The sequence below is a fragment of the Streptomyces sp. WAC05374 genome (assembly GCF_004353505.1).
Lineage (GTDB): Bacteria > Actinomycetota > Actinomycetes > Streptomycetales > Streptomycetaceae > Streptomyces.
In genome coordinates, this window is sequence record NZ_SMNQ01000010.1 from 1 (window position 1) to 24414 (window position 24414).

23 protein-coding genes are annotated in these 24414 nt (G+C 72.9%); 15 read left to right on the top strand and 8 right to left on the bottom strand.

Annotated features, from left to right (window positions below):
- Window positions 1–188 precede the first annotated feature (188 nt).
- Both leuE and E2B92_RS19630 read left to right on the top strand, forming a co-directional pair.
- On the top strand, window positions 189–848 hold the full coding sequence (gene leuE / locus E2B92_RS19625; protein ID WP_126886513.1) for a leucine efflux protein LeuE: 660 nt from the start codon (window positions 189–191) through the stop codon (window positions 846–848).
- A gap of 54 nt (window positions 849–902) precedes the next feature.
- Window positions 903–1727, top strand: coding sequence for a MerR family transcriptional regulator (locus tag E2B92_RS19630; protein WP_126886515.1), 825 nt, complete (start codon window positions 903–905; stop codon window positions 1725–1727).
- Here the strand turns inward: E2B92_RS19630 and E2B92_RS19635 are convergent.
- Both E2B92_RS19635 and E2B92_RS19640 read right to left on the bottom strand, forming a co-directional pair.
- On the bottom strand, window positions 1714–3021 hold the full coding sequence (locus tag E2B92_RS19635) for a polysialyltransferase family glycosyltransferase (RefSeq protein WP_126886517.1): 1308 nt from the start codon (window positions 3019–3021) through the stop codon (window positions 1714–1716). The genes E2B92_RS19630 and E2B92_RS19635 overlap by 14 nt on opposite strands.
- A complete protein-coding gene (locus E2B92_RS19640; protein ID WP_126886519.1) occupies window positions 3018–4007 on the bottom strand; it encodes a glycosyltransferase family 2 protein in 990 nt (329 codons plus the stop codon). Before E2B92_RS19640 ends, E2B92_RS19635 begins: the two co-directional genes overlap by 4 nt.
- 142 nt (window positions 4008–4149) lie before the next feature.
- On the opposite strand from E2B92_RS19640, the gene E2B92_RS19645 reads away from it, so the two are divergent.
- The 11 genes from E2B92_RS19645 to E2B92_RS19695 all read left to right on the top strand — a co-directional run bounded on the left by E2B92_RS19645 (window position 4150) and on the right by E2B92_RS19695 (window position 17245).
- Window positions 4150–5442 (top strand): DUF6716 putative glycosyltransferase, encoded by a 1293-nt coding sequence (locus tag E2B92_RS19645; RefSeq protein ID WP_126886520.1) that lies wholly within the window; start codon window positions 4150–4152, stop codon window positions 5440–5442.
- Complete coding sequence (locus tag E2B92_RS19650; protein WP_126886522.1) at window positions 5439–6623, top strand: acylneuraminate cytidylyltransferase; 1185 nt, start codon at window positions 5439–5441, stop codon at window positions 6621–6623. Before E2B92_RS19645 ends, E2B92_RS19650 begins: the two co-directional genes overlap by 4 nt.
- Before the next feature lie 9 nt (window positions 6624–6632).
- Window positions 6633–7520 (top strand): N-acetylneuraminate synthase family protein, encoded by an 888-nt coding sequence (locus tag E2B92_RS19655; protein ID WP_126886524.1) that lies wholly within the window; start codon window positions 6633–6635, stop codon window positions 7518–7520.
- Window positions 7517–8569, top strand: coding sequence for a hypothetical protein (locus tag E2B92_RS19660; protein WP_126886526.1), 1053 nt, complete (start codon window positions 7517–7519; stop codon window positions 8567–8569). Before E2B92_RS19655 ends, E2B92_RS19660 begins: the two co-directional genes overlap by 4 nt.
- Window positions 8570–8807: 238 nt before the next feature.
- Complete coding sequence (locus E2B92_RS19665; protein WP_126886560.1) at window positions 8808–10028, top strand: amidohydrolase; 1221 nt, start codon at window positions 8808–8810, stop codon at window positions 10026–10028.
- A gap of 235 nt (window positions 10029–10263) precedes the next feature.
- The gene (locus E2B92_RS19670) at window positions 10264–11307 is read left to right on the top strand and encodes a BMP family lipoprotein (protein WP_126886528.1); all 1044 of its coding nucleotides are present in this window, start codon (window positions 10264–10266) and stop codon (window positions 11305–11307) included.
- A gap of 244 nt (window positions 11308–11551) precedes the next feature.
- The gene (locus E2B92_RS19675) at window positions 11552–13087 is read left to right on the top strand and encodes an ABC transporter ATP-binding protein (RefSeq protein WP_126886562.1); all 1536 of its coding nucleotides are present in this window, start codon (window positions 11552–11554) and stop codon (window positions 13085–13087) included.
- A complete protein-coding gene (locus tag E2B92_RS19680) occupies window positions 13084–14193 on the top strand; it encodes an ABC transporter permease (protein ID WP_126886530.1) in 1110 nt (369 codons plus the stop codon). The genes E2B92_RS19675 and E2B92_RS19680 overlap by 4 nt, the downstream gene beginning before the upstream one ends.
- Window positions 14190–15461, top strand: coding sequence for an ABC transporter permease (locus E2B92_RS19685; RefSeq protein ID WP_126886533.1), 1272 nt, complete (start codon window positions 14190–14192; stop codon window positions 15459–15461). The genes E2B92_RS19680 and E2B92_RS19685 overlap by 4 nt, the downstream gene beginning before the upstream one ends.
- Window positions 15458–15847 (top strand): cytidine deaminase, encoded by a 390-nt coding sequence (locus E2B92_RS19690; protein WP_126886535.1) that lies wholly within the window; start codon window positions 15458–15460, stop codon window positions 15845–15847. Before E2B92_RS19685 ends, E2B92_RS19690 begins: the two co-directional genes overlap by 4 nt.
- Window positions 15848–15967: 120 nt before the next feature.
- The gene (locus E2B92_RS19695; RefSeq protein ID WP_126886536.1) at window positions 15968–17245 is read left to right on the top strand and encodes a thymidine phosphorylase; all 1278 of its coding nucleotides are present in this window, start codon (window positions 15968–15970) and stop codon (window positions 17243–17245) included.
- Window positions 17246–17319: 74 nt separating this feature from the next.
- On the opposite strand, the gene E2B92_RS19700 is transcribed toward E2B92_RS19695, so the two are convergent.
- Complete coding sequence (locus E2B92_RS19700) at window positions 17320–18471, bottom strand: hypothetical protein (protein WP_126886538.1); 1152 nt, start codon at window positions 18469–18471, stop codon at window positions 17320–17322.
- Window positions 18468–19127 (bottom strand): HAD family hydrolase, encoded by a 660-nt coding sequence (locus E2B92_RS19705; protein ID WP_126886540.1) that lies wholly within the window; start codon window positions 19125–19127, stop codon window positions 18468–18470. Before E2B92_RS19705 ends, E2B92_RS19700 begins: the two co-directional genes overlap by 4 nt.
- Window positions 19128–19183: 56 nt before the next feature.
- Between E2B92_RS19705 and E2B92_RS19710 the strand changes: the two genes are divergently transcribed.
- Window positions 19184–19549, top strand: a complete 366-nt coding sequence (locus tag E2B92_RS19710) for an STAS domain-containing protein (protein WP_235023890.1) — start codon at window positions 19184–19186, stop codon at window positions 19547–19549.
- On the opposite strand, the gene E2B92_RS19715 is transcribed toward E2B92_RS19710, so the two are convergent.
- From E2B92_RS19715 to E2B92_RS19725, 3 genes are all read right to left on the bottom strand, one after another.
- Complete coding sequence (locus E2B92_RS19715; protein WP_126886544.1) at window positions 19482–20450, bottom strand: sigma-70 family RNA polymerase sigma factor; 969 nt, start codon at window positions 20448–20450, stop codon at window positions 19482–19484. The genes E2B92_RS19710 and E2B92_RS19715 overlap by 68 nt on opposite strands.
- A 68-nt stretch (window positions 20451–20518) precedes the next feature.
- Window positions 20519–21214 carry a L,D-transpeptidase family protein gene (locus E2B92_RS19720; RefSeq protein WP_126886546.1) on the bottom strand — a complete coding sequence of 232 codons (696 nt, stop codon included), beginning with the start codon at window positions 21212–21214 and terminating at the stop codon, window positions 20519–20521.
- 33 nt (window positions 21215–21247) lie between these two features.
- Complete coding sequence (locus E2B92_RS19725) at window positions 21248–22537, bottom strand: MFS transporter (protein ID WP_126886548.1); 1290 nt, start codon at window positions 22535–22537, stop codon at window positions 21248–21250.
- A 62-nt stretch (window positions 22538–22599) separates the two neighbouring features.
- Here E2B92_RS19725 and E2B92_RS19730 point away from each other — a divergent pair, with 62 nt between their 5' ends.
- Window positions 22600–23559 (top strand): LysR family transcriptional regulator, encoded by a 960-nt coding sequence (locus E2B92_RS19730; RefSeq protein WP_126886550.1) that lies wholly within the window; start codon window positions 22600–22602, stop codon window positions 23557–23559.
- A 6-nt stretch (window positions 23560–23565) separates the two neighbouring features.
- Here the strand turns inward: E2B92_RS19730 and E2B92_RS19735 are convergent, their stop codons facing one another.
- Entirely contained in the window at window positions 23566–24336 is a 771-nt protein-coding gene (locus tag E2B92_RS19735; RefSeq protein WP_126886552.1) for an alpha/beta hydrolase, read from the bottom strand.
- Window positions 24337–24414 lie beyond the last annotated feature (78 nt).

The window sequence follows — 24414 nt, forward strand, 5'->3', positions numbered from 1 at the left end:
CGCCGAAGGCACCGACAACGTCCTCTACCCGATGAAGGACGCCCTCAAGGCCCGCGCCACCGTCGGCGAGGTCTGCAACGCCCTGCGCGAGGTGTGGGGCACCTACGTCCCCACCGACGCCTTCTGAGCCGTCCCGTGTGACGAAACGCGAAGGCGGAGTGTCGTACCCACGTGCGACACTCCGTCCCATGCTGGGTGTCACCGATCTGCCGACCTATCTCGCCGGCCTCGTCCTGATCATTCTGCTGCCGGGGCCGAACTCGCTGTACGTGCTGTCCGTCGCCGCCCGGCGCGGCATACGGGCCGGGTACGTCGCCGCCTCCGGCGTGTGGTGCGGCGACACGGTGCTGATGACGCTGTCGGCGGCCGGTGTCGCCTCCCTGCTCCAGGCGAACGCGCTGCTCTTCGGCATCGTGAAGTTCGCCGGCGCCGGCTATCTGACGTGGCTGGCCGTCGGCATGCTGCGGGCCGCCTGGGCGATGTGGCGGACCCGGCGGGAGCGGGTCGCAGAGGAACTCGGCGGCGCCGCGCCGGCGCCCGCCTCGGAGCGGCCGTTCCGGCGTGCCTTCGTGATCAGCCTGCTGAACCCGAAGGCGATCCTGTTCTTCATCGCCTTCTTCGTCCAGTTCGTGGACCCGGCGTACCAGTACCCGGCGCTGTCGTTCGTGGTGCTCGGCTCGCTCGCGCAGGTGGCGAGCGTTCTGTACCTCACCCTGCTGATATTCACCGGCACCCACCTGGCCGCCGCCTTCCGCCGCCGCAAGCGGCTGTCCGCCACCGCCACGTCGGCGGCGGGGGCGCTGTTCCTCGGGTTCGCGGTGAAGCTGTCGCTCAGCAGCACGGCGTGACGGCCCGGTGGGCTTGACCCTGACACCGTGTGAGGCCGTGTCGTAGGAGGCGTCATGTTCACCATCGGAGACTTCGCCAGGCACGGCCGGGTGTCGGTCCGGATGCTGCGCCACTACGACGCGATCGGACTTCTGCGCCCCGCCCATGTCGACCCGTACAGCGGCTACCGCTTCTACGAAGCCGGTCAGCTCGCCCGGCTCAACCGCGTCATCGCGCTCAAGGACCTCGGCTTCACGCTCGACCAGGTGCGGTCGATCCTCGACGAGGAGGTCGGGGCCGAGGAGCTGCGCGGGATGCTGCGGCTGCGGCGGGCCGAGCTGGAATCGGCCATGAGTGAGGCGGCCGCGCGGCTGGCGCAGGTCGGGGCGAGGCTCCGAGCCATCGAGAGCGAGGGACACATGTCCGCGCAGGACGTCGTCGTCAAGAGCGTTCCGGCCACCCGGATCGCCGAGCTGACCGGCATCGCGGCGGGCTTCGGCCCGGGCGAGATCGGCCCCGTCATCGGCCCCCTGTACCAGGAGCTGTGCGCCCGGCTGGAGGCCGCCGGGGTCACCGGCTGCGGCCCCGGCATCGCCCACTACGAGGACGCCCCGGCGGGCGACGGCTCGATCGTCGTCCACGCGGGGATGATCGTCCCCGCCGGTGTCGCCGTGCCGGACGTGGACGTCGTCGACCTGCCCGCCCTGGAGCAGGCGGCGACCGTCGTCCACCGGGGCCCCATGGACGACCTGCTGCCCACCATCCAGACCCTGGCCGCCTGGATCGACACCAACGGCTACCGGTCGGCGGGCTACTCGCGCGAGCTGTACCTGGAGTGCCCGGAGGACCCGGCGCGGTGGGTGACGGAGATCCAGGAGCCGGTCGTCAGGACGCCCTGACGAGCGCGCGCCGCAGGCGGCGCACCCGGCGCGCCAGGCGGCGGACCAGGGCGTGGCGGGGGACCGGCAGGCCGCCCGGCAGGCCGAGCACGGTGAGCCGGCGGAGCTTGAAGTAGCGGCGGGAGCGGGCGTCCGGGTGGGCGGAGAGGTACCGCTCCGCCGCCGGGCGGAGGTCCGGGCGGACCTGCGGCTGCATGGCGAACCCCACGGCGTGCAGGAGGCCCGTCAGGTCGCCGGCGTCGTGGCACTCGCCGGTCTCCAGGTCCGGGAGCAGCGCGTCGGCGAGCGTCACCGGCACCCGGTTGCTGTTCTGGTACGGGGAGAGCCGGTCCAGCAGCGGCCCGGTGCCCAGGCGGGCGGCCGGGATGCCGTAGAACCGGGACGCCGTGAACAGCCCCGTGGAGAAGCAGGCCACCACCAGCGAGGGCCGCAGCCGCCGGAACAGCACCTCCGCGAGGACGGGCCGGCCGGCCACGGTCAGCTCGGCGCCCAGCCCGGCCGCCTCCCGCTCCAGGGTCCGCGACCAGGACGCGGGCGCCACCGGGTGCGGCTTGAAGACCACCCGGCGGTGCCCGCGTGCCACGGCACCGCGCACCATCCGTACGTGCAGCTCCTCCTCCTCGGCGGGGGAGAGGATGCCCAGCGCGGACAGGTACTGGCCGAGGACCAGGGCGGGGCCCTCCCCGTCCGCCCCGCACGGCTCGTCCTCCGCCAGCTCGTCCACCACCTTCGTGAACGCCTCCTCCGGGACCGCCTCCACCACCGCCCCGAACTCCGCCAGCAGCAGCGGCCGCAGCCCCGGCACCAGGTCCAGGTGCAGCAGCCGCCGCACCCGCTCGCCGACCAGCGGGTCCAGCCTGACGCGCGTCGGGCCGTAACTCATCAGCCCGTCGGCGTAGACGTCGATCGGGGCGTCCGGGAAGAGCTGGGCGAGGGTGAGCGCGGGCGGCACCTGGAGGGACTCGAGGACCAGCTCGACCGGCCCGTCCCCGCCCAGTCCCCACAGCAGCCGCAGGTACCGCTCCCACAGGGGCACGTCGTCCGGCCGGGGCGTCCAGTTGCCGGGGTGGAACGGCGCGATGGTGTCGTTCCACGACAGCACCGCGTCGAAGCGGCCGCGCAGCCGCTCGAACCCGGGCATCCGGTCCAGGGGGACGGCCGTCTCCGGGACGGCCGCGTTGTTCGCGACCAGCAGCAGCCGCCGCTCGGCGGGCGGGAAGCGGCCGCTGTCCAGGGCGGCGGCGAGGGTCGCGGCGCCGTAGAGGGTGGAGGCACAGAAGAGCTGCGTGGTCATGCGGTGGCCTCCAGAGGGGCGGAAACCGGGACCGGACGGCGGCGCAGCCTGCGCAGCCGGGCCGCCCGCTCGGAGTCCATGGTGTCGAGGGCCTCGTGCAGTATCCGCTGCGGCATGCGTTTCAGCGCCGCCGCGCTCCGGGCGCGCAATTTCCTCGCGACCGGCGCCTCGAACCGGTCCACCGATGCCAGGTGGTGCGCGATGATCGCGCAGTACGTGCGTACCGCTTTCGGCAGCAGCTTTTCCGCGTCCGGGTCGTCCGCCGTTTCCGAGAGAACCTGGTCGAAAGCGCGGATGAAATCGAGCTGTCGAATGTCGCCGATTTGTGTGAGGGAAGAGGACACCCCGCGCCGGTAGAAGATCCCGAGCGTACTGACGGCCGCGAAGGAATTTGCCTCGCGGTGCAGCCGCCATATCCACGGCCGGTCCTCCGCGGTGCGCAGGCCGTCGGTGAAACGCAGCAGCCCCCGGTCGGCCAGCCGCCGGTGGTACATCCCGGCCCAGGCGTACGGATAGTCCACCGAGGTGGACCGCTCGGCCGGCAGGATCGCGTCGCGCGGCCGCAGCACCTCCCCGCGCCGGCCCACCGGAACCCGGTGCACGGTACGGGACTTCGCCGTGCACCGGACGTGGTCCGTGCGGACGAAGTCGCAGTTCAGGCCCTCGATGGCGGCCAGTACCCGGGCGAGGTGGCCGGGCGCCAGCCAGTCGTCGCCGTCGAGGAAGGCCAGGTACTCGCCCCGGGCCGCGTCGATGCCGGTGTTGCGGGCGGTGGCCAGCCCGGCGTTGCGCGCGTGGGTGAGCAGCACCGCCCCCGGCAGTTCGCGCGCCGCACGTGCGAGGAGTTCGCTCGTCCCGTCCGTCGAACAGTCGTCGACGAGCAGGAATTCAAAGTCCTCGCGGGCGTTCGCACGCAGGCTTGTCAGGGTGTCCGGGGCGTATGTCTGCACGTTGTAGAACGGCACGACGACGGAGAGCTTGACCACTCGCGAGACGCTAGGCGGACCGGCCGTCATCCGTCCTGACCGGGAAAGGGATGCGCGGTGAACACTGCGCGGCGCGCCCCTTAACCGGATTGCCGCCAGACGCTGTTCACCGTTTGTTGCGGCCGAGTTGGGCCGGGCGGGCATGCGTCTTCCTAACGTCCTCGGCGTGCCATCACGCAACCGTGAAGCGGTGCGGGTCGCGGTACTCGCGGACTCCGACACCCGATGGAAATGGGGCGCCCTGACGGCGCGCCGCATCAGTCCGCCCGGCAGCCCGGTGACCGGCTTCGTGCTGCGCGGCCGGGCCACCCCGACCACGCGCCAGCTCGCCGAGGTCGGCGCGGACGTGGCCGCGCCCCGGGAGGTGACCGGGGCGGAGTTCCTCCACGCGGTGCTGCAGGACGCGTACGACGTGGTCGTCCTCGCGCTCGTCGGCGGCACCGTCCAGGCCCTGCTGCACGGGCTGGCCGGGATGGCGCCGCCGCGCCGCCCGGTCGTCGTCACCGGCTACGTCGGCGTCGTGTACGAGAAGCTCGCCGACGGGCTGCTGCTGCGGCACGGCGCCGATGTCGTCCTCGCCAACTCCCGGCACGACGCCCGGCGGTTCCGCGCGGTGTACGAGGGCGTCGGCGCCGACGCGTCGGCGGTGGTGGAGGCGGCGCTGCCGTTCCTGGGCGGGGCGCGGTACGCGCCGGCCCCGGACCGCGACACGGTCGTCTTCGCCGCCCAGCCGTCCGTGCCGGCGCCCCGGGCCGACCGCGCCTACCTGCTGCGCCGGCTGGTCGAGCACGCCCGGCTGCACCCGCACCGCGAGGTGCTGCTGAAGCTGCGCTCCAGGCCGGGCGAGCACACCACGCACGTGGAGGAGCACCCGTACCAGAAGCTGGCGCGCGGGCCGCTGCCGCCGAACCTCCGGCTGGTCCACGGCCACATGGGCGAGGTGCTCGACCGCACCGACCTGCTGGTCACCGTCTCCTCCACGGCCGCCCTGGAGGCCCTGCACCGGGGCGTACCGACGGCGGTCCTGACCGACCTGGGTGTCCGTGAGGCGCTCGGCAACCACCACTTCCTCGGGTCCGGACTGCTGACCTCCTGGGACCGGCTGGACGGCGGCCACCGCCCCCGCCCGGACGCCCGGTGGCTCGCCGACCAGGGCGTGGCGGCGGACGGCTCGTACGCCACCGCCTTCGACGCGGCCCGCGCCCGGGTGCTCGACCTGCTGGCCGCGCCCGCGCTGCCGCCGATCGCCCCGTACTACACGCCCGCGACCGCCCCGGGGTACCTCCCCGGCGTGCTGGGCCGCCACCGCCTGGACGCCGGCGAGCCGCCCGCCACGAGCCCGGTACGGCGCGTCCTGCGCGACGCGGCGCGCGGCGTCTACCGCCACGGGGTGCAGCGCGTGGCCCCGGTGATCCGCCGCCTGGGGGAGCTGTGACCGGCCGCACCGTCCTCGCCGTCGTCCCCGCCCGGGGCGGCTCCAAGGGCGTACCCGCCAAGAACCTCGCGCCCGTCGGCGGCGTGCCCCTGGTCGCCCGGGCCGTGCGCGCCTGCCTGGGCGCCCGGCACGTGACGGACGTGGTGGTGTCCACGGACGACCCCGCCATCGCCGGCACCGCCCGCGCGGCCGGCGCCGAGGCGGTGCACCGGCCGGCCGGCCTCTCCGGCGACACGGCGACCAGCGAGTCGGCCGTCCTGCACGCCATGGACGCCTTCGAGGCGCTGCACGCCCGGCCGGTGGACGCCGTCCTGCTCGTCCAGTGCACCAGCCCGTTCCTGACGGCCGCGGACGTCGACGGCGTGGCCGCCCAGGTCCTGGAGCACGGCGCCGACACGGCCCTGACGGTCGCCCCGTCCCACGGCTTCCTGTGGCGGCGGGAGGCGGACGGGCACGGGGTCAACCACGACAAGGCCCACCGCCCGCGGCGCCAGGAGCGCGAGCCCGAGTACCTGGAGACGGGCGCCGTGTACGGCATGGACGCGCGGGGCTTCCGTACCCACCGGCACCGCTTCTTCGGCCGCACCGCGCTCGTCGTCACCGACCCCGCCCGCACCCTGGAGATCGACGACCCGCACGACCTCGCCCGGGCCCGCGCCCTCGCGCCCCTGCTCGACGAGCCGGTCACGCCCACCGCCGCCGACGTGGACGCCGTCGTCCTGGACTTCGACGGCACCCAGACCGACGACCGGGTGCTGGTCGACTCCGAGGGACGCGAACTCGTCGCCGTCCACCGCGGCGACGGCCTCGGCGTCGCCGCCCTGCGCCGCGCCGGGCTCCGGCTGCTGATCCTGTCCACCGAGACCAACCCCGTCGTCGCCGCCCGCGCCCGCAAGCTCGCCGTCCCGGTCCTGCACGGCGTCGACCGCAAGGACCTGGCGCTCAAGCAGTGGTGCGACGACCACGCCATCGACCCCCAGCGGGTGCTCTTCGTCGGCAACGACGTCAACGACCTTCCCTGCTTCGGGCTCGTCGGCTGGCCCGTCGCCGTCGCCGACGCCCACGCACCCGTGCGGGCCGCCGCCCGCGCCGTCACCACCACCCCCGGTGGTGCCGGGGCGGTCCGCGAGATCGCGGCCTGGCTCCTCGGCCCCACCCTGCGACACACCCCCGCTACGTAAGGACGCACCATGGACCCCCGCCTCCGCACCCTCGGCACCAGGACCGCCGGCCCCGGCCGGCCCGTCTACATCACCGGCGAGATCGGCATCAACCACAACGGCGACCTGGACAAGGCCATCGCGCTCGTCGACGCCGCCGCCGACGCGGGCTGCGACGCCGTGAAGTTCCAGAAGCGCACCCCCGAGATCTGCACCCCGCGCGACCAGTGGGACGTCGAGCGCGACACGCCCTGGGGCCGGATGACGTACATCGCCTACCGCCACCGGGTGGAGTTCGGCGAGGACGAGTACCGCGCCATCGACGAGCACTGCCGCGAGCGCGGCATCGCCTGGTTCGCCTCCCCGTGGGACACCGAGGCCGTGGCGTTCCTGGAGAAGTTCGACCTCCCGGCCCACAAGGTCGCCTCCGCGTCCCTCACCGACGACGCACTGCTGCGCGCCCTGCGCGCCACCGGCCGCACGGTCGTCCTCTCCACCGGCATGTCGACCCCGAAGCAGATCCGGCACGCCGTGGAGGTCCTGGGCAGCGACAACATCCTGCTGTGCCACGCCACCTCCACGTACCCGGCCAGGGCCGAGGAGCTGAACCTGCGCGTGATCCAGTCCCTGATGCGGGACTACCCGAACATCCCCATCGGCTACAGCGGCCACGAGACCGGTCTCCAGACCACCCTGGCCGCTGTCGCGCTCGGCGCGTGCTTCGTCGAGCGCCACATCACCCTCGACCGCGCCATGTGGGGCTCCGACCAGGCCGCCTCCGTCGAACCGGGCGGCCTCGCACGCCTCGTGCGCGACATCCGCACCATCGAGACCGCGCTCGGCGACGGCGTCAAGAAGGTGTACGAGTCGGAGCTCGGCCCCATGAAGAAGCTCCGCCGCGTCCCGGCCACGGTATGACGTCCGCGCCCCCGGCCACGCCGTCGCACCTCGCCTTCGTCGAGAGCCCCGTCCAGCTCCTGAACGTCCTGGAGTGGGCCTGCCACGCCGGCCGGCCGGACCTCCTCGTCGTCGTCCTGTCGCCCACCGACCCGATGTCGCGGGGCCAGCTCCGCCGCATGGCCCGGCTCGCCCGCGACGAGGGGTACGCGGTCCGCTGGCAGGAGGCGCGCGGCGGCCGGGGCGCGCTGCCCAGGGCGCTGCGGGACCTGGCGCCCGCGCTGCTGCGCGCCGAGCGGGTGGTCGTCGGCGACCCGTTCTCCCGGTACGTGCAGCTCCTGCTGACGCTGTTCGGGCCGCGTGCCGTCACGGTCGTCGACGACGGCACGGCCACCATGGAGTTCGCCGCCCAGCTCACCCGGGGCGAGCGGCTGGTGCGCTGGCACCGGCGCGGCCGGGCGCGCGATGCGCGCGAGCTGGCCCTGGCGCCCGTCACGGCCCTGGCCCGGCGCCGGCTGGCCCCGGGGCGGGGCCGGGCGGTGGAGATCTTCACCGCCCTGCCGGTCGAGGCGCCCGAGGGCGCCACGGTGACCGCCAACCGCTTCGCGTGGACCCGCGCCCGGTTCGGCCCGCCCCGCCTGACCTGGGGGGCGGACCTGGTGGGCACCTCGCTGGTGGAGACGGGCGTGGTGGACCCCGACCGGTACACCGGGGCCGTCGCCGCGCTGGCCGCCGCCCACGGCGCCACGCGCTACTTCGCGCACCGCCGTGAGAGCGTGGAGAAGCTGCACCGGATAGCGGTGGAGACGGGTCTGGAGATCGTCCGGCCGGACCTGCCGCTGGAGCTGATCGCCCGGCGCGGCCCCATCGGGCGTACGGTGCTGAGCTTCCCGTCGACGGTCGTGCACACCCTTCCGGCGGCCCTGGCGGGCACGGGCGTCACGATCACGGTGTGCCGGATAGCGCCGGAGTGGCTGCGAGAGACCGCCTCGCCGCGCGCCCAGGGCTTCCTGGCGGGGGTGGCGGAGTCGGCACGGTCGGCGCACGGCCTGTCACTGACCGCAGCGTGAGCCTCCGCCTTCCGGAGCGGGGGCGTCCGCTCCCGGCGCCCCGATCACGAGTGCGAACACCCGATCGGAAGCCGACCGAGAAAGATCGACAAAAGGCCGAAAACGCGTGAGCTTACCCACTTGGCTCGGCCCTCAAGCCCGCTGTCCAGGGTTTCTTTCCCCTATCGGGCTGAAGTTTTATAGATCACACGTTAGTTGAGGGCGAAACGCGCCTACCCTGTCATGGGTGAACAAGGTGATGTCCCGCGACCCCGAAACAGACGTTCCCGGCGATACGCCCCTGCTCGGCGCGCTCCCCGAGAGCCTGCGCGCCGAGTTGATCGCGTTCCGCCGGGATGTGCACATGCACCCCGAGCTGGGCTTCCAGGAGTTCCGCACCACCGCGGCGATCAAGACGCGCCTCGAAGCGGCCGGGCTCAGCCCCCGGGTACTCCCGGGCGGCACGGGGCTGACGTGCGACATCGGTACGTGGGACGGCGTGCGCCCCATGCTGGCGATCCGCGCCGACATCGACGCGCTGCCCATCCCGGACACGAAGACGGACGTCCCGTACCGCTCCACCGTGCCGGACCGGGCCCACGCCTGCGGCCACGACGTGCACACCACCGTCGTCCTCGGAGCCGGTCTGGTCCTCGCCGACCTGGCCCGCCGGGGCCTGCTGCCGAACGCCGTGCGCCTGATCTTCCAGCCCGCCGAGGAGGTCATGCCGGGCGGCGCGATCACCGCCATCGACGCCGGCGTCCTGGACGGCGTCGGCCGGATCGTCGCCGTCCACTGCGACCCCCGCGTCGACGTGGGCCGCATCGGGCTGCGCACCGGGGCGATCACCTCCGCCTGCGACCGCCTGGAGGTCACCCTCGACGGGCCCGGCGGCCACACCGCGCGCCCGCACCTGACGACCGACATGGTCACCGCCGCCGCCCGGGTCGCCGTCGACGCGCCCGCGCTGCTGTCCCGGCGGATCGACGCCCGTTCCGGGCTGGTCCTGACGTGGGGCCGCATCGAGGCGGGGCACGCCCCCAACGTCATCCCGCAGCGCGCCGAGCTGGGCGGCACGGTCCGCTGCCTGGACCTGGACGCCTGGCGGCACGCCCCCGACCAGGTGTACGCGGCGATCGACGAGGTCGCCACGATGCACGGCGCCAAGTGCCAGATCGAGTACGTCAGGGGCGTCCCGCCGGTCGTCAACGACGCCGCGGTGGCGCAGTTGCTGCACGACGCGATGGAGTCCCGGCGCGGCGCGTACGCGATCGAGGACACCGAGCAGAGCCTCGGCGGCGAGGACTTCTCCTGGTACATGGAGCACGTCCCCGGCGCGATGGCCCGCCTGGGCGTCCGCCGCCCGGGTGATACGGCGCGGCTCGACCTCCACCGGGGCAACTTCGACGTGGACGAGCGGGCCATCGAGGTGGGCGTCGAACTGTTCACCGCAGCCGCCCTCCTCGACGGCGGCCTCTGACGCCTCAGGCGCCCGGTCCGGCCCGTCCGTTGGGGGTGGGCCGGACCAGCCATTTCCGGTCACCTGAAGGCAGTGCACCACTACGCCTCGTGGCGGTGGCGAAAACGACAAGCACTGTTCGCGTCGATCTGATAACGGCTACCGAACAGGCCTTTACCTGACATCTACGCGCGTTACGATCGCCGCGAAACCAGCGCCGAGAAGAGGCGCTTAGGTCAGGTCGAAGGAGCCTCCCTTGCGCCGGATCACCAGGATCGCAACCGTGGGCGTCGCGTCCGCGGCACTCGCACTCAGCGCCACCGCGTGTGGCGGAAAGTCGTCGGACAGCGCGTCCGACGGCGAAGCCAAGGCCGCCATCGCGTACGACATCGGTGGCCGCGGCGACCAGTCGTTCAACGACGCCGCGTACGCCGGCCTGGAGAAGGCCGAGAAGGAACTCGGCATCAAGGGCACCGAGGCCGAGCCCACCGAGGGTGAGGGCGACCCGGACAAGGTCCAGCGCCTGACCGAGCTGGCCCGCTCCGGCAACAACCCCGTCATCGGCGTCGGCTTCGCGTACGCGCCCGCCATCGCCGAGGTCGCGCCGAAGTTCCCGAAGACCACCTTCGGCCTGATCGACGACACCTCCAAGACCGGCAAGAACATCGCCAACCTGGTCTTCAACGAGGAGCAGGGCTCCTACCTGGCCGGCGTCGCCGCCGCCAAGGTGACCAAGTCCAACACGGTCGGCTTCATCGGCGGTGTCGAGACCCCGCTGATCAAGAAGTTCGAGGCGGGCTTCGTCCAGGGCGTGAAGGACACCAACAAGGGCGTCAACGTCAAGGTCCAGTACCTGACGCAGCCGCCGGACTTCGGTGGCTTCGCCAAGCCGGACCTGGGCAAGGCCGCCGCCGAGGGCCAGCTCGACGCGGGCGCCGACGTGATCTACGCCGCCGCCGGTCTGGCCGGCTCGGGCTCGATCGAGGCCGCCGCCAAGGCCAAGAAGTGGGCCATCGGCGTCGACTCCGACCAGTACAACCAGAAGGGCCTCGCGGCCTACAAGGAGTACATCCTCACCTCGGTGACCAAGGACGTCTCCGACTCCGTCTACAACCTGATCAAGTCGGTCAAGGACGGCAAGCCGCAGTCCGGTGAGGTCCGTTACGGCCTCGACAAGGACGGCGTGGGCCTGGCCACCTCCAACCCGGCCTACACCAAGCTGACCGACGTGACCGCCGCGGTGGAGAAGGCCAAGGCCGACATCATCGCCGGCAAGATCAAGGTCAAGACCGCTCCGTAACCGCGCGGCCGGGACCTGGTCCGCGGGTCCGGAGGGGTGGCGAAGGCCGCCCCTCCGGACCCGGACCATGTTTCCGCGGGTTTTTCCCCTTCGCTGTCGCTACGCGCGTAGACCCCCGTGTGGCGCGATAACTTCGGCACCTGCCCACCAGCCCTCCCGCTCCTCAAAGCTCCTTTCCCGCCAAGGAGAGTGCGTCATCAACGCGTCCAGTCCGTCAACGCCGCCGGCTGCCGCCGCCGTAGAACTGCGCGGCATCACCAAGCGCTTCCCCGGCGTCGTCGCCAACCACGACATCGACATCACCATCCGCAAGGGGACCGTCCACGCCCTCATCGGTGAGAACGGGGCCGGCAAGTCGACCCTGATGAAGATCCTCTACGGCATGCAGAAGCCGGACGAGGGCACCATCACCATCGACGGCAAGCAGGTCTCCTTCTCCAGCCCCGCCGACGCCATCGCCATCGGCATCGGCATGGTGCACCAGCACTTCATGCTGGCCGACAACCTCACGGTGCTGGAGAACGTCGTCCTCGGCAGCGAGAAGCTGTACGGCATCGGCGCCAAGGCCCGCAAGAAGATCATGGAGATCTCCGGCGCGTACGGGCTCAACATCCGCCCGGACGTGCTCGTCGAGCAGCTCGGCGTCGCCGACCGCCAGCGCGTGGAGATCCTCAAGGTCCTCTACCGGGGCGCCCGCACCCTCATCCTGGACGAGCCGACCGCCGTGCTCGTCCCGCAGGAGGTCGACGCGCTCTTCGCCAACCTGCGGGAGCTGAAGGCCGAGGGTCTGACCGTCATCTTCATCTCGCACAAGCTGGGCGAGGTGCTGTCCGTCGCCGACGACATCACCGTCATCCGGCGCGGCACGACCGTCGGCACCGCCGACCCGCGCACCGCGACCACCAAGCAGCTCGCCGAGCTGATGGTCGGCGCCGAGCTGCCGTCGCCGGAGACCCGCGAGTCGACCGTCACCGACGTCCCCATGCTCAAGGTCGAGGACCTGCGCCTGACGGAGACGGACCCCGACGGCATCGTCCGCGAGGTCCTGGCCGGCATCGGCTTCACCATCCACAAGGGCGAGGTCATGGGCATCGCCGGCGTGGAGGGCAACGGCCAGACCGAGCTGATCGAGGCCCTCATCGGGCTGCGCGACCCCGACGGCGGTGTCATCACCCTGGACGGCGCCGACATCTCGCACGCCCCGACGCGCAAGCGCCGCGAGGGCGGCATCGGCTACATCCCCGAGGACCGCCACCGCCACGGCCTGCTGCTGGAGTCCCCGCTGTGGGAGAACCGCATCCTCGGCCACGTCACCGAGGCGCCCAACAGCAAGCGCGGCATCCTCGACCTCAAGGCCGCCCGCAAGGACACCGAGCGGATCGTGCGCGAGTACGACGTCCGCACCCCCGGCATCGAGGTCACCGCGGCCTCCCTCTCCGGCGGCAACCAGCAGAAGCTGATCGTCGGCCGCGAGATGAGCCACAGCCCCAAGCTGCTGATCGCCGCCCACCCCACCCGCGGCGTGGACGTCGGCGCGCAGGCGCAGATCTGGGACCAGATCCGCGAGGCGCGCCGCGACGGCCTGGCGGTCCTGCTGATCTCCGCCGACCTGGACGAGCTCATCGGGCTCTCCGACACCCTGCGGGTGATGTACCGCGGCCGGCTGGTCGCGGACGCGGACCCCGCCACGATCACCCCGGAGGAGCTGGGTTCGGCCATGACCGGCGCCGCGACCGGCCACCTCGAGCACGACGAGAACGCGAACGGTGAGGGCCGATGAAGAAGTTCGACAAGGACCGGCTGATCCTGGGCCTCGCCGGCCCGGCGCTCGCCCTGGTCGTGGCCTTCCTGCTCACCTCCGTGGTGCTGCTGGTCTCGGACCGTGACCCGTTCGAGCCGTACCGGATCATGTTCCAGAGCCTGGAGTTCACCGACATCCAGGTCCTGATCCTCAACCAGACCGGCACGTACTACCTCGCCGCGCTGGCGGTCGCCATCGGCTTCCGGATGAACCTGTTCAACATCGGTGTGGACGGCCAGTACCGCCTCGCGGTGATGCTCGCCGCGGTCGTCGGTGCCGCGGTCGAGCTGCCCGGCCCGCTCCACATCCTGCTGATCGTGATCGTCGCGATGATGGTCGGCGCCCTGTGGGCCGGCATCGCGGGCGTCCTGAAGACCACCCGCGGCGTCAGCGAGGTCGTCTCCACGATCATGCTGAACGCCATCGCCACCAGCCTGATCGCCTGGCTGATCCTGCCCGCCAACCTCGGTGTGCAGCCGCCCGGCTCCAACGACCTGACCACCGGTGAGATCGCCGAGTCCGGCTGGATGCCCGGCCTGGACGTGGACGGCGGCACCATCTACGGCTTCACCTTCGTCGCCTTCGCGCTCGGTGTCGTCTACTGGTTCGTCCTCAACCGCACCCGCTTCGGCTTCGACCTGCGCGCCACCGGCGCCAGCGGCTCCGCCGCCCAGGCGAGCGGCGTGGACGCCAAGCGGATGGTCCTCACCGCCATGCTGATCTCGGGCGCGGTCGCCGGTCTCGCCGGCATGCCGATGCTCCTCGGCCAGACCCACACCTACAGCCTGAGCTTCCCCGTGGGTGTCGGCTTCACGGGCATCACCATCGCCCTGCTCGGCCGCAACAGCCCGGTCGGCATCTTCTTCGCCGCGCTGCTCATCGCGTTCCTGGACAAGGCGTCCGCGTCGCTCGACCAGTACGGCTTCGAGAAGGAGATCGCCACGATCATGCAGGGCCTGATCGTGATCTCCGTGGTCGTGGCCTACGAACTCGTCCGGCAGTACGGGCTGCGCCGTCAGCAGCAGAAGGTCGGCGAAGAGCTTGCCGCCCAGGCCCGAAAGAACAAGGAGGAAGTGGCGGCATGAGCGAGTCCACGAGCACTGTCACGGCCGCGGCCGCGGCGCCCAAGAAGGGCGGCGGACGCCGCCGGCTGTCCCTGCCCGTCGTGCTGCTGATCATCGCGGGCGGTCTGGCGCTGTTCTCGCTGGTGCGCGTCATCAGCGGCGCCGACGACCTCACCTCCGTGGGCCAGGTCTCCGGCGCACTCCAGCTCGCCGTGCCCATCGGCCTCGCGGGCCTCGGCGGCCTGTGGTCCGAGCGGGCCGGCGTGGTCAACATCGGCCTCGAGGGCATGATGATCCTCGGCACCTTCTTCGGTGCCTGGGCCGGCTACCAGTGGGGCCCGTGGACCGGCGTCCTGCTGGGCGTCGTCGGCGGCGCGCTCGGCGGGCTGCTGCACGCGCTGATGACCGTCACGTTCAACGTGAACCACATCGTGTCCGGTGTGGCGATCACCATCCTGGCCACCGGCGTCACCCGCTACCTGGCGAACTTCACCTTCGCCGAGGCCCCCGGCGGCTCCTCCAAGCAGTCGCCGCGCATCGACCGGGTCACCGACATCACCATCCCGGGGCTGTCGGACGGACTGGCCGACCTCCAGGCCAAGCACTGGTTCTTCATCTCCGACCTGGCCGGCGTGCTCGGCGGCCTGGTGACCAACCTGTCGCTGCTCACCGTCGTCGCGCTGCTGCTGATCCCCGGCACCTGGTGGGTCCTGTGGCGCACCGGCTTCGGCCTGCGGCTGCGCTCCTGCGGTGAGAACCCGGTCGCCGCCGAGTCCCTCGGCGTCAACGTCTACAAGTACAAGTACATCGCCGTGATCGTCTCCGGTGGCCTCGCGGGCCTCGGCGGCGCCTTCCTGGCCATCGTCTCCACCGGTATCTACCAGGAGGGCCAGACCGGCGGCCGCGGCTACATCGGTCTCGCCGCGATGATCTTCGGCAACTGGATGCCCGGCGGCATGGCCCTCGGCGCCGGACTGTTCGGCTTCACCGACAGCCTCAAGCTGCGCGGCGGTGCCGAGAACGTCCACGCCATGCTCCTGCTCCTGGCGATCCTGCTCGTCGGACTCGTCATCTGGCAGCTCTACAAGAAGAAGTACCTCAACGCGGCCATCGCCGCCGTCGTCTCCGCCGGGCTCTTCGTCTGGTACGCGGGCACCGACCGGCTGCCCAGCCAGTTCGTGGACGCCGCGCCGTACGTCACCACCCTGCTGGTGCTCGCCCTGTCCGCCCAGCGGCTTCGCATGCCCAAGGCGGACGGCATGCCGTACAAGAGGGGCCAGGGCAAGTGACCGACGACGCCTGGGAGGCGCTGCGCGAAGCCGCCCGGGAGGCCATGACCCACGCGTACGCCCCCTACTCGGGCTACGCGGTGGGCGCGGCGGCCCTCGTCGACGACGGGCGCACGGTCAGCGGGTGCAACGTGGAGAACGCCTCGTACGGCATCGGCCTGTGCGCCGAGTGCGGGCTGGTCTCCCAGCTCCAGGCCACGGGCGGCGGCCGGCTGACGCACTTCGTGTGCGTGGACGGCCGCGGCCAGGTGCTGGTGCCGTGCGGCCGCTGCCGGCAACTGCTGTACGAGTTCGGGGGCGACGAACTGCTGCTGGACACCCCGGCGGGCGTGCTCACGCTCGCCGAGATGCTGCCCCAGGCGTTCGGACCGCAGCACCTCATGTGAACGGGACGACCCTTCCGCGCTGTCCGCGGAGGGGTCGTCCTTCTCCTCCCCCTCCTCTCTATGCGCGTAGAGTCACGCGCACAGGACTGTCCCCTCCCGCTGGAAGGAACCCTTAAGGCCATGGACGCGATTTCCGTCATCCGCACCAAGCGGGACAAGGGCGAGCTGAGCCCCGAGCAGATCGACTGGGTCATCGACGCCTACACGCGCGGCGAGGTCGCCGACGAGCAGATGTCGGCGCTGGCGATGGCGATCCTGCTGAACGGCATGAACCGCACGGAGATCGCCCGGTGGACCGCCGCGATGATCGCGAGCGGCGAGCGCATGGACTTCTCCTCCCTGTCCCGCCCCACCGCCGACAAGCACTCCACCGGCGGCGTCGGCGACAAGATCACCCTGCCGCTCGCCCCGCTGGTCGCCGCGTGCGGCGCCGCCGTCCCGCAGCTCTCCGGCCGGGGCCTCGGCCACACCGGCGGCACCCTGGACAAGCTGGAGTCCATCCCCGGCTGGCGGGCCCTGCTGTCCAACGAGGAGATGCTGAACGTCCTCGACACCACCGGCGCGGTGATCTGCGCCGCGGGCGACGGCCTCGCCCCCGCCGACAAGAAGCTCTACGCGCTGCGCGACGTCACCGGCACGGTGGAGGCGATCCCGCTGATCGCGTCCTCGATCATGTCGAAGAAGATCGCCGAGGGCACCGGCTCGCTGGTCCTGGACGTCAAGGTCGGGTCCGGCGCGTTCATGAAGAACATCGCCGACGCCCGCGAGCTGGCCTCCACCATGGTGGGCCTGGGCACCGACCACGGCGTGAAGACCGTCGCGCTGCTCACCGACATGTCCACCCCGCTCGGCCTCACCGCGGGCAACGCCCTGGAGGTCCGCGAGTCCGTCGAGGTCCTCGCGGGCGGCGGCCCCGCCGACGTCGTGGAGCTGACCATCGCGCTCGCCCGCGAGATGCTCGACGCGGCCGGCATCAAGGACGCCGACCCGGCGAAGGCCCTCGCGGACGGCTCCGCGATGGACGTCTGGCGCCGCATGATCGCCGCCCAGGGCGGCGACCCGGACGCCACCCTCCCGGTCGCCCGCGAGCAGCACGTCGTCACCGCCCCCTCCTCGGGCGTCCTCACCCGCCTCGACGCGTACGGCGTCGGCGTCGCCGCCTGGCGCCTCGGCGCGGGCCGCGCCCGCAAGGAGGACCCGGTCCAGGCGGGCGCCGGCATCGAGCTGCACGCCAAGCCCGGCGACACCGTCACGGCGGGCCAGCCGCTGCTGACCCTGCACACGGACACGCCGGAGAAGGTCGACTACGCCCTGAAGTCCCTGGACGGCGCCTACGACGTCGCGCCGGCGGGCACGGCGTACGAGCCGACGCCGGTCGTGCTGGAGCGCATCGCCTGACACCCGCACGGCTGAACGGGACCGGTGGACCTCCACCGGTCCCGTTCGTGTTCGGCCGGAACTGCCCGCCCCCTTTACAGGCCGCGCCACGCCGCCCGGTCGTCGGGCAGGCCCAGGTGCCGGAAGGTGATCTTCCGATTGCCGTTCAGCGGGTCCCACAGCTCGTCGCGCTCGCCGACCGCCCGGGCCAGGGCGCACTGGTGCGGAGACGGGTCGGTGGGCCATCCGCCGGGGAAGGCGACCCGCAGGTACGGGCCCAGATCCGGGCAGGGGGCCAGCCGGAAGGCGAGCGGCAGGGCGGCCAGCGCCGCCGGGTACAGCCGTGCGGCGTCGGGCACCCGGGCGCACACGGCGGCGATCAGCGTCCACCGGGCGGGCTCGCCGCCGAACCGGGGGAGCGCGGACAGGGCGTCGAAGGCGCGCGGCGACCGCGCCAGGTCGACCAGCACGTCGAGCGCTTCGGGGTCCTCCGCGAGCGCGGGCGCGAGCGCGGCGGCGCCCCGTACCACCAGGTGCGGGTCCGCCAGCCAGGCGCGGGGCGCACCGCCCAGGTCGCCGAGGTCCAGCACGAGCGAGGCGCGTTCCTCGGCGCCGCCGGCCGCCCCGGCGAGCCGCTCCAGTCGCCCGCCGAGGTCCGCCGCCGACGGCACCGCCGCCGGGTGGCGCGCCAGGACGGTCGCCGCCGACCACGCCGCCGTACGCACCGCCGGTTCGGGATCGCCGAGAAGCCCCGCGACCGGGGCGAGCAGGTCCGGGAAGGCGTCGTAGCAGTCGAGCGCGGCACGCCTGAGCACCAGGTCGCCGGTACCGTCGTCCCACATGTCGACCTGGTCGTCCTCGTCCGCGGCGGCGTACGCCGCGACCCAGGCGTCGATCGCGGCCCGGGCCGCCGGGTCCTCCGGGTACGCCTCGGCCCGCAGCCCGTCGGCGTGGTCCCCGGGGTCCGTGGCCACCGCCACCGCCCGCAGGAACGCCAGCGCGCCCTCGCGCAGGGCCGGCCGGGTGAGCGCCGAGGCGACGACCCGGACGGCGGGCGCGGTCGCGGGCCAGACCGTCCCCTGGTGCAGGATCGCCGACCACAGGTGGCCGAAGGCGGCCGAGACCTCCGCCTCGTCCCCGCCGAGCAGGCCCCGCAGGTGGGCCGGGGTGTCCGTGGCGGTTCCGTAGGCGTGGAACAGCCCGTCCCACGCGACGCCCGCGATCTCCTCGTACGCGTCCCCGGTCATGCCGGCCGCTCCGTCAGCAGCGCCGGAAGCTCACGCATGTCGTCGAAGACCACCGTTCCCTCGCCCGTCAGACGCTCGGGCCGGGTCAGTCCGCCGCAGTAGCCGAAGGCGCGCATGCCGGCCGCGCGGGCGGCGGCGACGCCGTACGGGCTGTCCTCGACGACCGCGCACCGCGACGGCGGGACGCCCATCGTGGCGGCGGCGTGCAGGAACAGGTCGGGGGCGGGCTTGCCGCGCGGGACGTCGGCCGCGCTGAAGACGCGGCCCTCGAAGCGGGGGAGCAGCCCCGTGGTGGTGAGGTTCTGGCGGATGGAGGCGTGGCCGCCGTTGGAGGCCAGGCAGTACGGCACCGACAGCGCGTCCAGCGCCTCGGTGATCCCGTCCACCACCGTCAGCTCCGCGTCCAGCGCCGCCTGGTGGCGGTCCTGGAACGCGTCGAACCAGTCCGGCCGCAGCCGGCGGCCCAGCCGCTCCTCGATGACGGCGGTGTACGTCTCGGACGAGGAGCCCACGAAGAGGTCCACGATCTCCTCCTCGGTGAAGGAGGCCCCCAGCTCGGCACAGATCTCCGCGTCGACGCGCACGCATATCCGCTCGCTGTCCACGAGGACGCCGTCGCAGTCGAAGATCACCAGCTCGACAGGATCATCAGTCATAACGGCGCAGCGTACGGGCACCGATGAGTTCCGCCCGTGGCGCGGGTCTCCCTCCCGTGGACACCACGGAACCGAAGGTCTTCCGCGTCGTCGGCCTCGTCGAGCCGGCCGACGTGGCCCGCCTGTGCGAGGAGCTGACCGGACTGCTCGGCGGGAGCGGCGGCGACGGCGTCCGCGACGCCACCGGCGACGTCGTCTGTGACGTCGCCGCCGTCACCCGGCCGAACCTCACCACCGTCGACGCCCTCGCCCGGCTCCACCTGACCGCCCGGCGGCTCGGGCACCGGATGGCCCTGCGCGGGGCCGGGCCCGAGCTGCGGAGGCTGCTGGAGCTGGTCGGGCTCTCCGGGGCGCTCACGCCTGAAGCCGCTCCGGGAGATCGAACAGGGGGAACCAGCGCTTCACGTCCAGGAACGACGTGATGCCCGAGACCTTCCCGTCCACGATCTCGACGACCATGAGCGCCCACGGGCTGAAGCCGCCCTCGGGGTCCGGGTGGTAGTGGGCGAACGCGGGGGTGCCGTTGGCCACCACCGGCACCAGCCGCGAGCCCCGGCACACCTCGCCGACGCCCAGCATCCAGCCGGTGATGTCGTCGTGGCCCCGGAGCCACAGGTCGTAGGGCGGCATGGACAGCGTGGCGTCCTCGTGGAGCAGGGCGGTGAGCGCCGCCATGTCGTACCCCTCGAAGGCCGCCACGTACCGGTCGAGGAGCTTCTTCTGCTCCTCGTCCAGCGGGTCGGCCGTGTCCGTCCGCGCCGGCCCGGACTCGGCCAGTGTCGCCCGGGCCCGCTGCAGCGCGCTGTTGACCGACGCGACCGTGGTGCCGAGCAGCTCGGCCACCTCGCTCGCCTTCCACGCGAGCACCTCGCGCAGGATGAGCACCGCCCGCTGCTTGGGCGGCAGGTGCTGGAGAGCCGCCACGAACGCGAGCCGCACGGTCTCCTTGGCCACCGCCGCCTCCGCCGGGTCGGCGACCGACGGCAGCACCCGCCCGTCCGGCACCGGCTCCAGCCAGGTGACCTCCGGCCGCGAGTTGAGCTGCGCCCGCGCCACCGGGGTCGGCGCCGTCAGGTCCATCGGCCGCGCCCGCTTGTTGCCCGCGTTCAGCGCGTCCAGGCACACGTTCGTCGCGATCCGGTACAGCCAGGACCGCACCGAGGACCGGCCCTCGAACTTCTCGAAGCTCCGCCACGCCCGGACCATGGTGTCCTGGACGGCGTCCTCCGCCTCGAAGGCCGACCCCAGCATGCGGTAGCAGTACCCCGTCAGCTCCGTGCGGTACTGCTCCAGGCTCGCCACATCGCTCGCCGTATCCGTCATCGCGTCCACCCCGCTCGCGCTTCCCATCCCTCACGACGGAAGCTACCGCAGGGCACTGACAACGCGGGTCAGGTTCCCGGCTTGCGCCCGTAGACGTACACGTCGTCGCCGTTGCGCAGCATGTTCCAGTACGCCTTGGCGTCCGCCTCGCGCATGTTGACGCAGCCGCGCGAGCCGGGCGGGTTGTACATGGACTTGCCGACGGAGTGGAACGCCTGGCCGCCGTCGAAGAACTGCGCGTACGGCATGCGCACCTTGTACAGCGTCGACCAGTGGTTGATGTTGCGGTGGTAGATCTTCCGCGCGCCGGTGCGGGTCTCGTCGCCGTCCCGGCCGGTCCGGACCGGCACGGGCCCGTACGCCAGCTTGGCGCCGTCCTGGATCCAGGAGAGCTGCCTGGTCAGGTCCACGCACGCGATGCGCCCCTTGTTGGTGGGGCACTTCCCCGCCGCGTTGGGGTTCTTCCCGGCGGCCCGCTGCTGGAGGATCGTGTTCATCGTCCGCCAGGTGACCTCACCCGCGTACCCGATGGACGGGGTGATCCCGTGCCAGCGCTGGAACGTCTGGATCGCCTTGCAGTCGGCCGGCGACTGCTTCCCGTCCACCGGCCGGCCCATGAACTTCTCCACCTGCTTCTGGTACGGCCCGGTCGACGTCGTGCACGACGCCGCCTGTGCCGGTGCGGCGCCGAGCGCGACCGTCAGCGGCACGACCAGGCCCGTGATGCCGAGCGCGACCCCGGCTCTCCTGCGTATCCCACCCACGTACACCACTCCCCCTGGAGCCCCTGCTTCTGGTTATGCCCTTAGGACGCTCGGGGAAGCGGTGCGGTTGTACGTTTCCCGGGACTTCCGGTTTTCCACGCGCGCGGCGTGCGTCCCGTACAGGGTCAGCGACACGACCCCGAGGACGGCGACCAGGCCGAGCAGGACCGTGCCCGCCCACCCGCCGGCGTGGAAGGCGACCGCGCCGAGCGTGCCGCCCGCGCTGCTGCCGAGGTAGTACGCCGACTGGTACAGCGCGGACGCCTGCGCCCGTCCGGTCCTCGCCGTCCGGCTCACCGACGAGGAGGCGACCGCGTGACCGGCGAAGAACCCGGCGGTGATCAGGACCAGGCCGAGCAGCACCGGCGCCAGCCCGTCCGACAGGGACAGCAGCAGTCCGGCCGCCGTCGTGGTCACCGCCAGGTACAGCGCCCCGCGCCGGCCCATGCGGCCCACCAGCCTGCCCGCCGCGGCCGAGGACACCGTACCGACCAGGTAGATCAGGAAGATCGAACCGATCACGCCCTGCGGCAGCGAGAACGGCGCCTCGACGAGCCGGTAGCCGATCACGGTGTAGACCGCGCCGAAGACCGTCATGAACAGCGCGCCGATCGCGTACAGCCGCATCAGCAGCGGGTCCGACAGGTGCGTGCGGACCGCACCCGCCAGCGCCCGCGGGCCGAGCGAGCCGGGGGAGAAGTGCCGTGCCGCCGGGATCAGCAGGCGGAACACCACCGCGCACACCAGCGCCATCAGCCCCACCGCGGCGAGCGCCGCCCGCCAGCCCCAGAGCTGCGCCGCCCAGCCGGTGACGATCCGGCCGCTCATGCCGCCGATGCTGTTGCCCGCCACGAACAGGCCGATCGCCGCGATCAGCGCCTTGGGGCGCACCTCCTCCGCCAGGTACGCCATGGCCGACGCGGGCAGCCCCGCGAGCGCGGCGCCCTGCACGGCGCGCAGCGCGACCAGCCACGGAAGGCTCGGGGCGAACGGGACGAGCAGGCCGACGGCGACGGCGACCGCGAGGGAGGCGGTCATCAGCGTGCGGCGGCCGAACCGCTCGGACAGGGCGCTCAGCGGCAGGACGCACAGGGCGAGCGCACCGGTGGCGGCGGACACGGTCCAACTGGCGGCCGAGGCGCTCACGCCGAAGTCGGCGGAGACGGCCGGGAGCAGGGCCTGCGTCGAGTAGAGGAGGGCGAAGGCGGCGACTCCGGCGGCGAGGAGCGCGAAGCTCATCCGGCGGTAGCCGGGGCGGCCGGGGGAAAGGCGAGTGTCGGCGACCGCTTCGGTGGCGGCCGCCTTGGTACTGGCGGAAGGCATGTCTCGACCGTAGGCACCCCCGCTTCATGCGTCCAATGCATGGAACGGCTTTAATCGTTCCCATGGCGCATAACCACAGCTCACGCGGGTGGCTGTCACCGAACAGTAACGAAGAAGACATGGGGCTGCTGCTTGCGCCGCGGCTCGCGTACTTCGCGGCGGTCGCCCGCCACGAGCATGTGACGCGGGCCGCGCACGACCTGGGCGTGCCGCAGTCCACGCTCTCGCGGGCCATGGTCCGCCTCGAACAGGACCTGGGCGTCGCGCTGTTCGCCCGCAAGGGCCGCACGGTCTCGCTCACCCCGGCGGGGCGCACGTTCCTGGCCTCCGCCGAGCGGGCGCTGGCGGAGGTGGAGCGCTCCGCCGACGCGGTACGGGCGGACGCCGACCCCTCGGCGGGGCGCGTCGCCTTCGGGTTCCTGCACACGCTGGGCTCGGAGACCGTTCCCGGGCTCATCCGCGCCTTCCGGGTGGACCACCCCAAGGTGCGGTTCACGCTCGTCCAGAACTACGGGGAGGCCATGATCGAGCGCCTGCGCGCCGGCGACCTGGACCTGTGCCTGACCTCGCCCGTGCCGGACGCGCCCGACCTGGTGGCCCGCCGCCTGGACGAGCAGCGGCTGCGGCTCGTCGTCCCGGACGACCACCGGCTGGCCGTCCGCAAGCGCGTCCGCCTCGCGGAGGCCGCCGACGAAACGTTCGTCACCCTGGAGCCGGGCTACGGGCTGCGCCGCATCACCGACGCGCTGTGCGCCGAGGCGGGCTTCGCGCCCCGGATCGCCTTCGAGGGCGAGGAGGCCGAGACCCTGCGCGGCCTGGTCGCCGCGGGGCTCGGCGTGGCGCTGCTGCCGCCTCCGGCGGTGCCGCGCCCCGGCGTCGTCGAACTCACGGTCACCGCCCCGCGCGCCGCCCGCGAGATCGGCGTCGCCTGGCTCGACGGCCACCCCGACACCCCGCCGGTGGCGGCCTTCAAGCGGTTCCTGCTCTCCCGGCGCGGCCGCCTGCTGACCGAGCCGGAATAGAAGCCGCTAACGCCGCAGGGCGCGGCCGAAGCCCGATGCCAGCGGCATCCGCAGGCCCAGCGGCGGCGGGGCCGCCAGGGCGTCGGCGACCGGGCGGGAGAGCGGGTGGCCGAACAGCGCGCCCAGCACGAAGTCGGCGGCCAGGGCGAGCACTTCCGCGCGGTGCTCGCGCAGCGCGTGGCCGTCCGAGTGGACCTCGAAGCGGCAGGTGTCCCGGTTGGCCTTCTTGGCCCGCTCCGCCAGCCGGTACGACAGTTCCGGGTCCGTGCGCGTGTCGTTCGTGCCGTGCGCGATCAGCACCCGGCGGCCGGCGAGCTGTTTCACCGGTTCGGGTGCCGCCGCCACGTCGTCCTCCGGCAACCAGGGGGCGAGCGCCAGCACGCAGTTGACGGCCGTGTGGCCCGCGGCGCGCAGCGCGGCCCGGCCGCCCATGCCGTGCCCGGCGAGGCAGACCGGGACGTCGCCGTACCGCCGTACGACCTCCGAGGCGGCCCACCGGGCGTCCGCCGCGAGCCGCTCGTCGGCGCCGTTCCAGCCGCGCCCCCGGTACCGCACCACATGGGCGACCAGGCCGTCCGCCCGCCCGGCCCGCACCAGGTGGCGCGCCAGCGGCAGGGCGGCCGCGCGGGCGACCGGCGACGGGCCGCGCCCCGACTCGGGCTCGCCGTCCGGGAGGAGCAGCACCACGCCGCCCACCGCCGGGGCGGCCCTGCCGACGGGCCGGCCCAGTCTGGGCGCCCGCGCGCCGGAGGTGCCTACGAGTGCCTGGAGTGCCATGGCAGAACAGTCTCAGAAGCGGAGGTGTACGCGGTCCGTACGCGCGGTCACTGTTACGTATCGACGCGCCTTCTACGC

Coding starts and splice junctions, on each gene's coding strand:
- E2B92_RS19645 (WP_126886520.1), top strand. CDS start 4,150: ATGCGTCTTCCTAACGTCCTCGGCGTGCCATCACGCAACCGTGAAGCG.
- E2B92_RS19680 (WP_126886530.1), top strand. CDS start 13,084: ATGAAGAAGTTCGACAAGGACCGGCTGATCCTGGGCCTCGCCGGCCCG.
- E2B92_RS19715 (WP_126886544.1), bottom strand. CDS start 20,450: ATGACGGATACGGCGAGCGATGTGGCGAGCCTGGAGCAGTACCGCACG.
- E2B92_RS19655 (WP_126886524.1), top strand. CDS start 6,633: ATGGACCCCCGCCTCCGCACCCTCGGCACCAGGACCGCCGGCCCCGGC.
- E2B92_RS19635 (WP_126886517.1), bottom strand. CDS start 3,021: ATGACCACGCAGCTCTTCTGTGCCTCCACCCTCTACGGCGCCGCGACC.
- E2B92_RS19700 (WP_126886538.1), bottom strand. CDS start 18,471: ATGACCGGGGACGCGTACGAGGAGATCGCGGGCGTCGCGTGGGACGGG.
- E2B92_RS19730 (WP_126886550.1), top strand. CDS start 22,600: ATGGCGCATAACCACAGCTCACGCGGGTGGCTGTCACCGAACAGTAAC.
- E2B92_RS19685 (WP_126886533.1), top strand. CDS start 14,190: ATGAGCGAGTCCACGAGCACTGTCACGGCCGCGGCCGCGGCGCCCAAG.
- E2B92_RS19735 (WP_126886552.1), bottom strand. CDS start 24,336: ATGGCACTCCAGGCACTCGTAGGCACCTCCGGCGCGCGGGCGCCCAGA.
- E2B92_RS19660 (WP_126886526.1), top strand. CDS start 7,517: ATGACGTCCGCGCCCCCGGCCACGCCGTCGCACCTCGCCTTCGTCGAG.
- leuE (WP_126886513.1), top strand. CDS start 189: ATGCTGGGTGTCACCGATCTGCCGACCTATCTCGCCGGCCTCGTCCTG.
- E2B92_RS19705 (WP_126886540.1), bottom strand. CDS start 19,127: ATGACTGATGATCCTGTCGAGCTGGTGATCTTCGACTGCGACGGCGTC.
- E2B92_RS19665 (WP_126886560.1), top strand. CDS start 8,808: ATGTCCCGCGACCCCGAAACAGACGTTCCCGGCGATACGCCCCTGCTC.
- E2B92_RS19630 (WP_126886515.1), top strand. CDS start 903: ATGTTCACCATCGGAGACTTCGCCAGGCACGGCCGGGTGTCGGTCCGG.
- E2B92_RS19725 (WP_126886548.1), bottom strand. CDS start 22,537: ATGCCTTCCGCCAGTACCAAGGCGGCCGCCACCGAAGCGGTCGCCGAC.
- E2B92_RS19695 (WP_126886536.1), top strand. CDS start 15,968: ATGGACGCGATTTCCGTCATCCGCACCAAGCGGGACAAGGGCGAGCTG.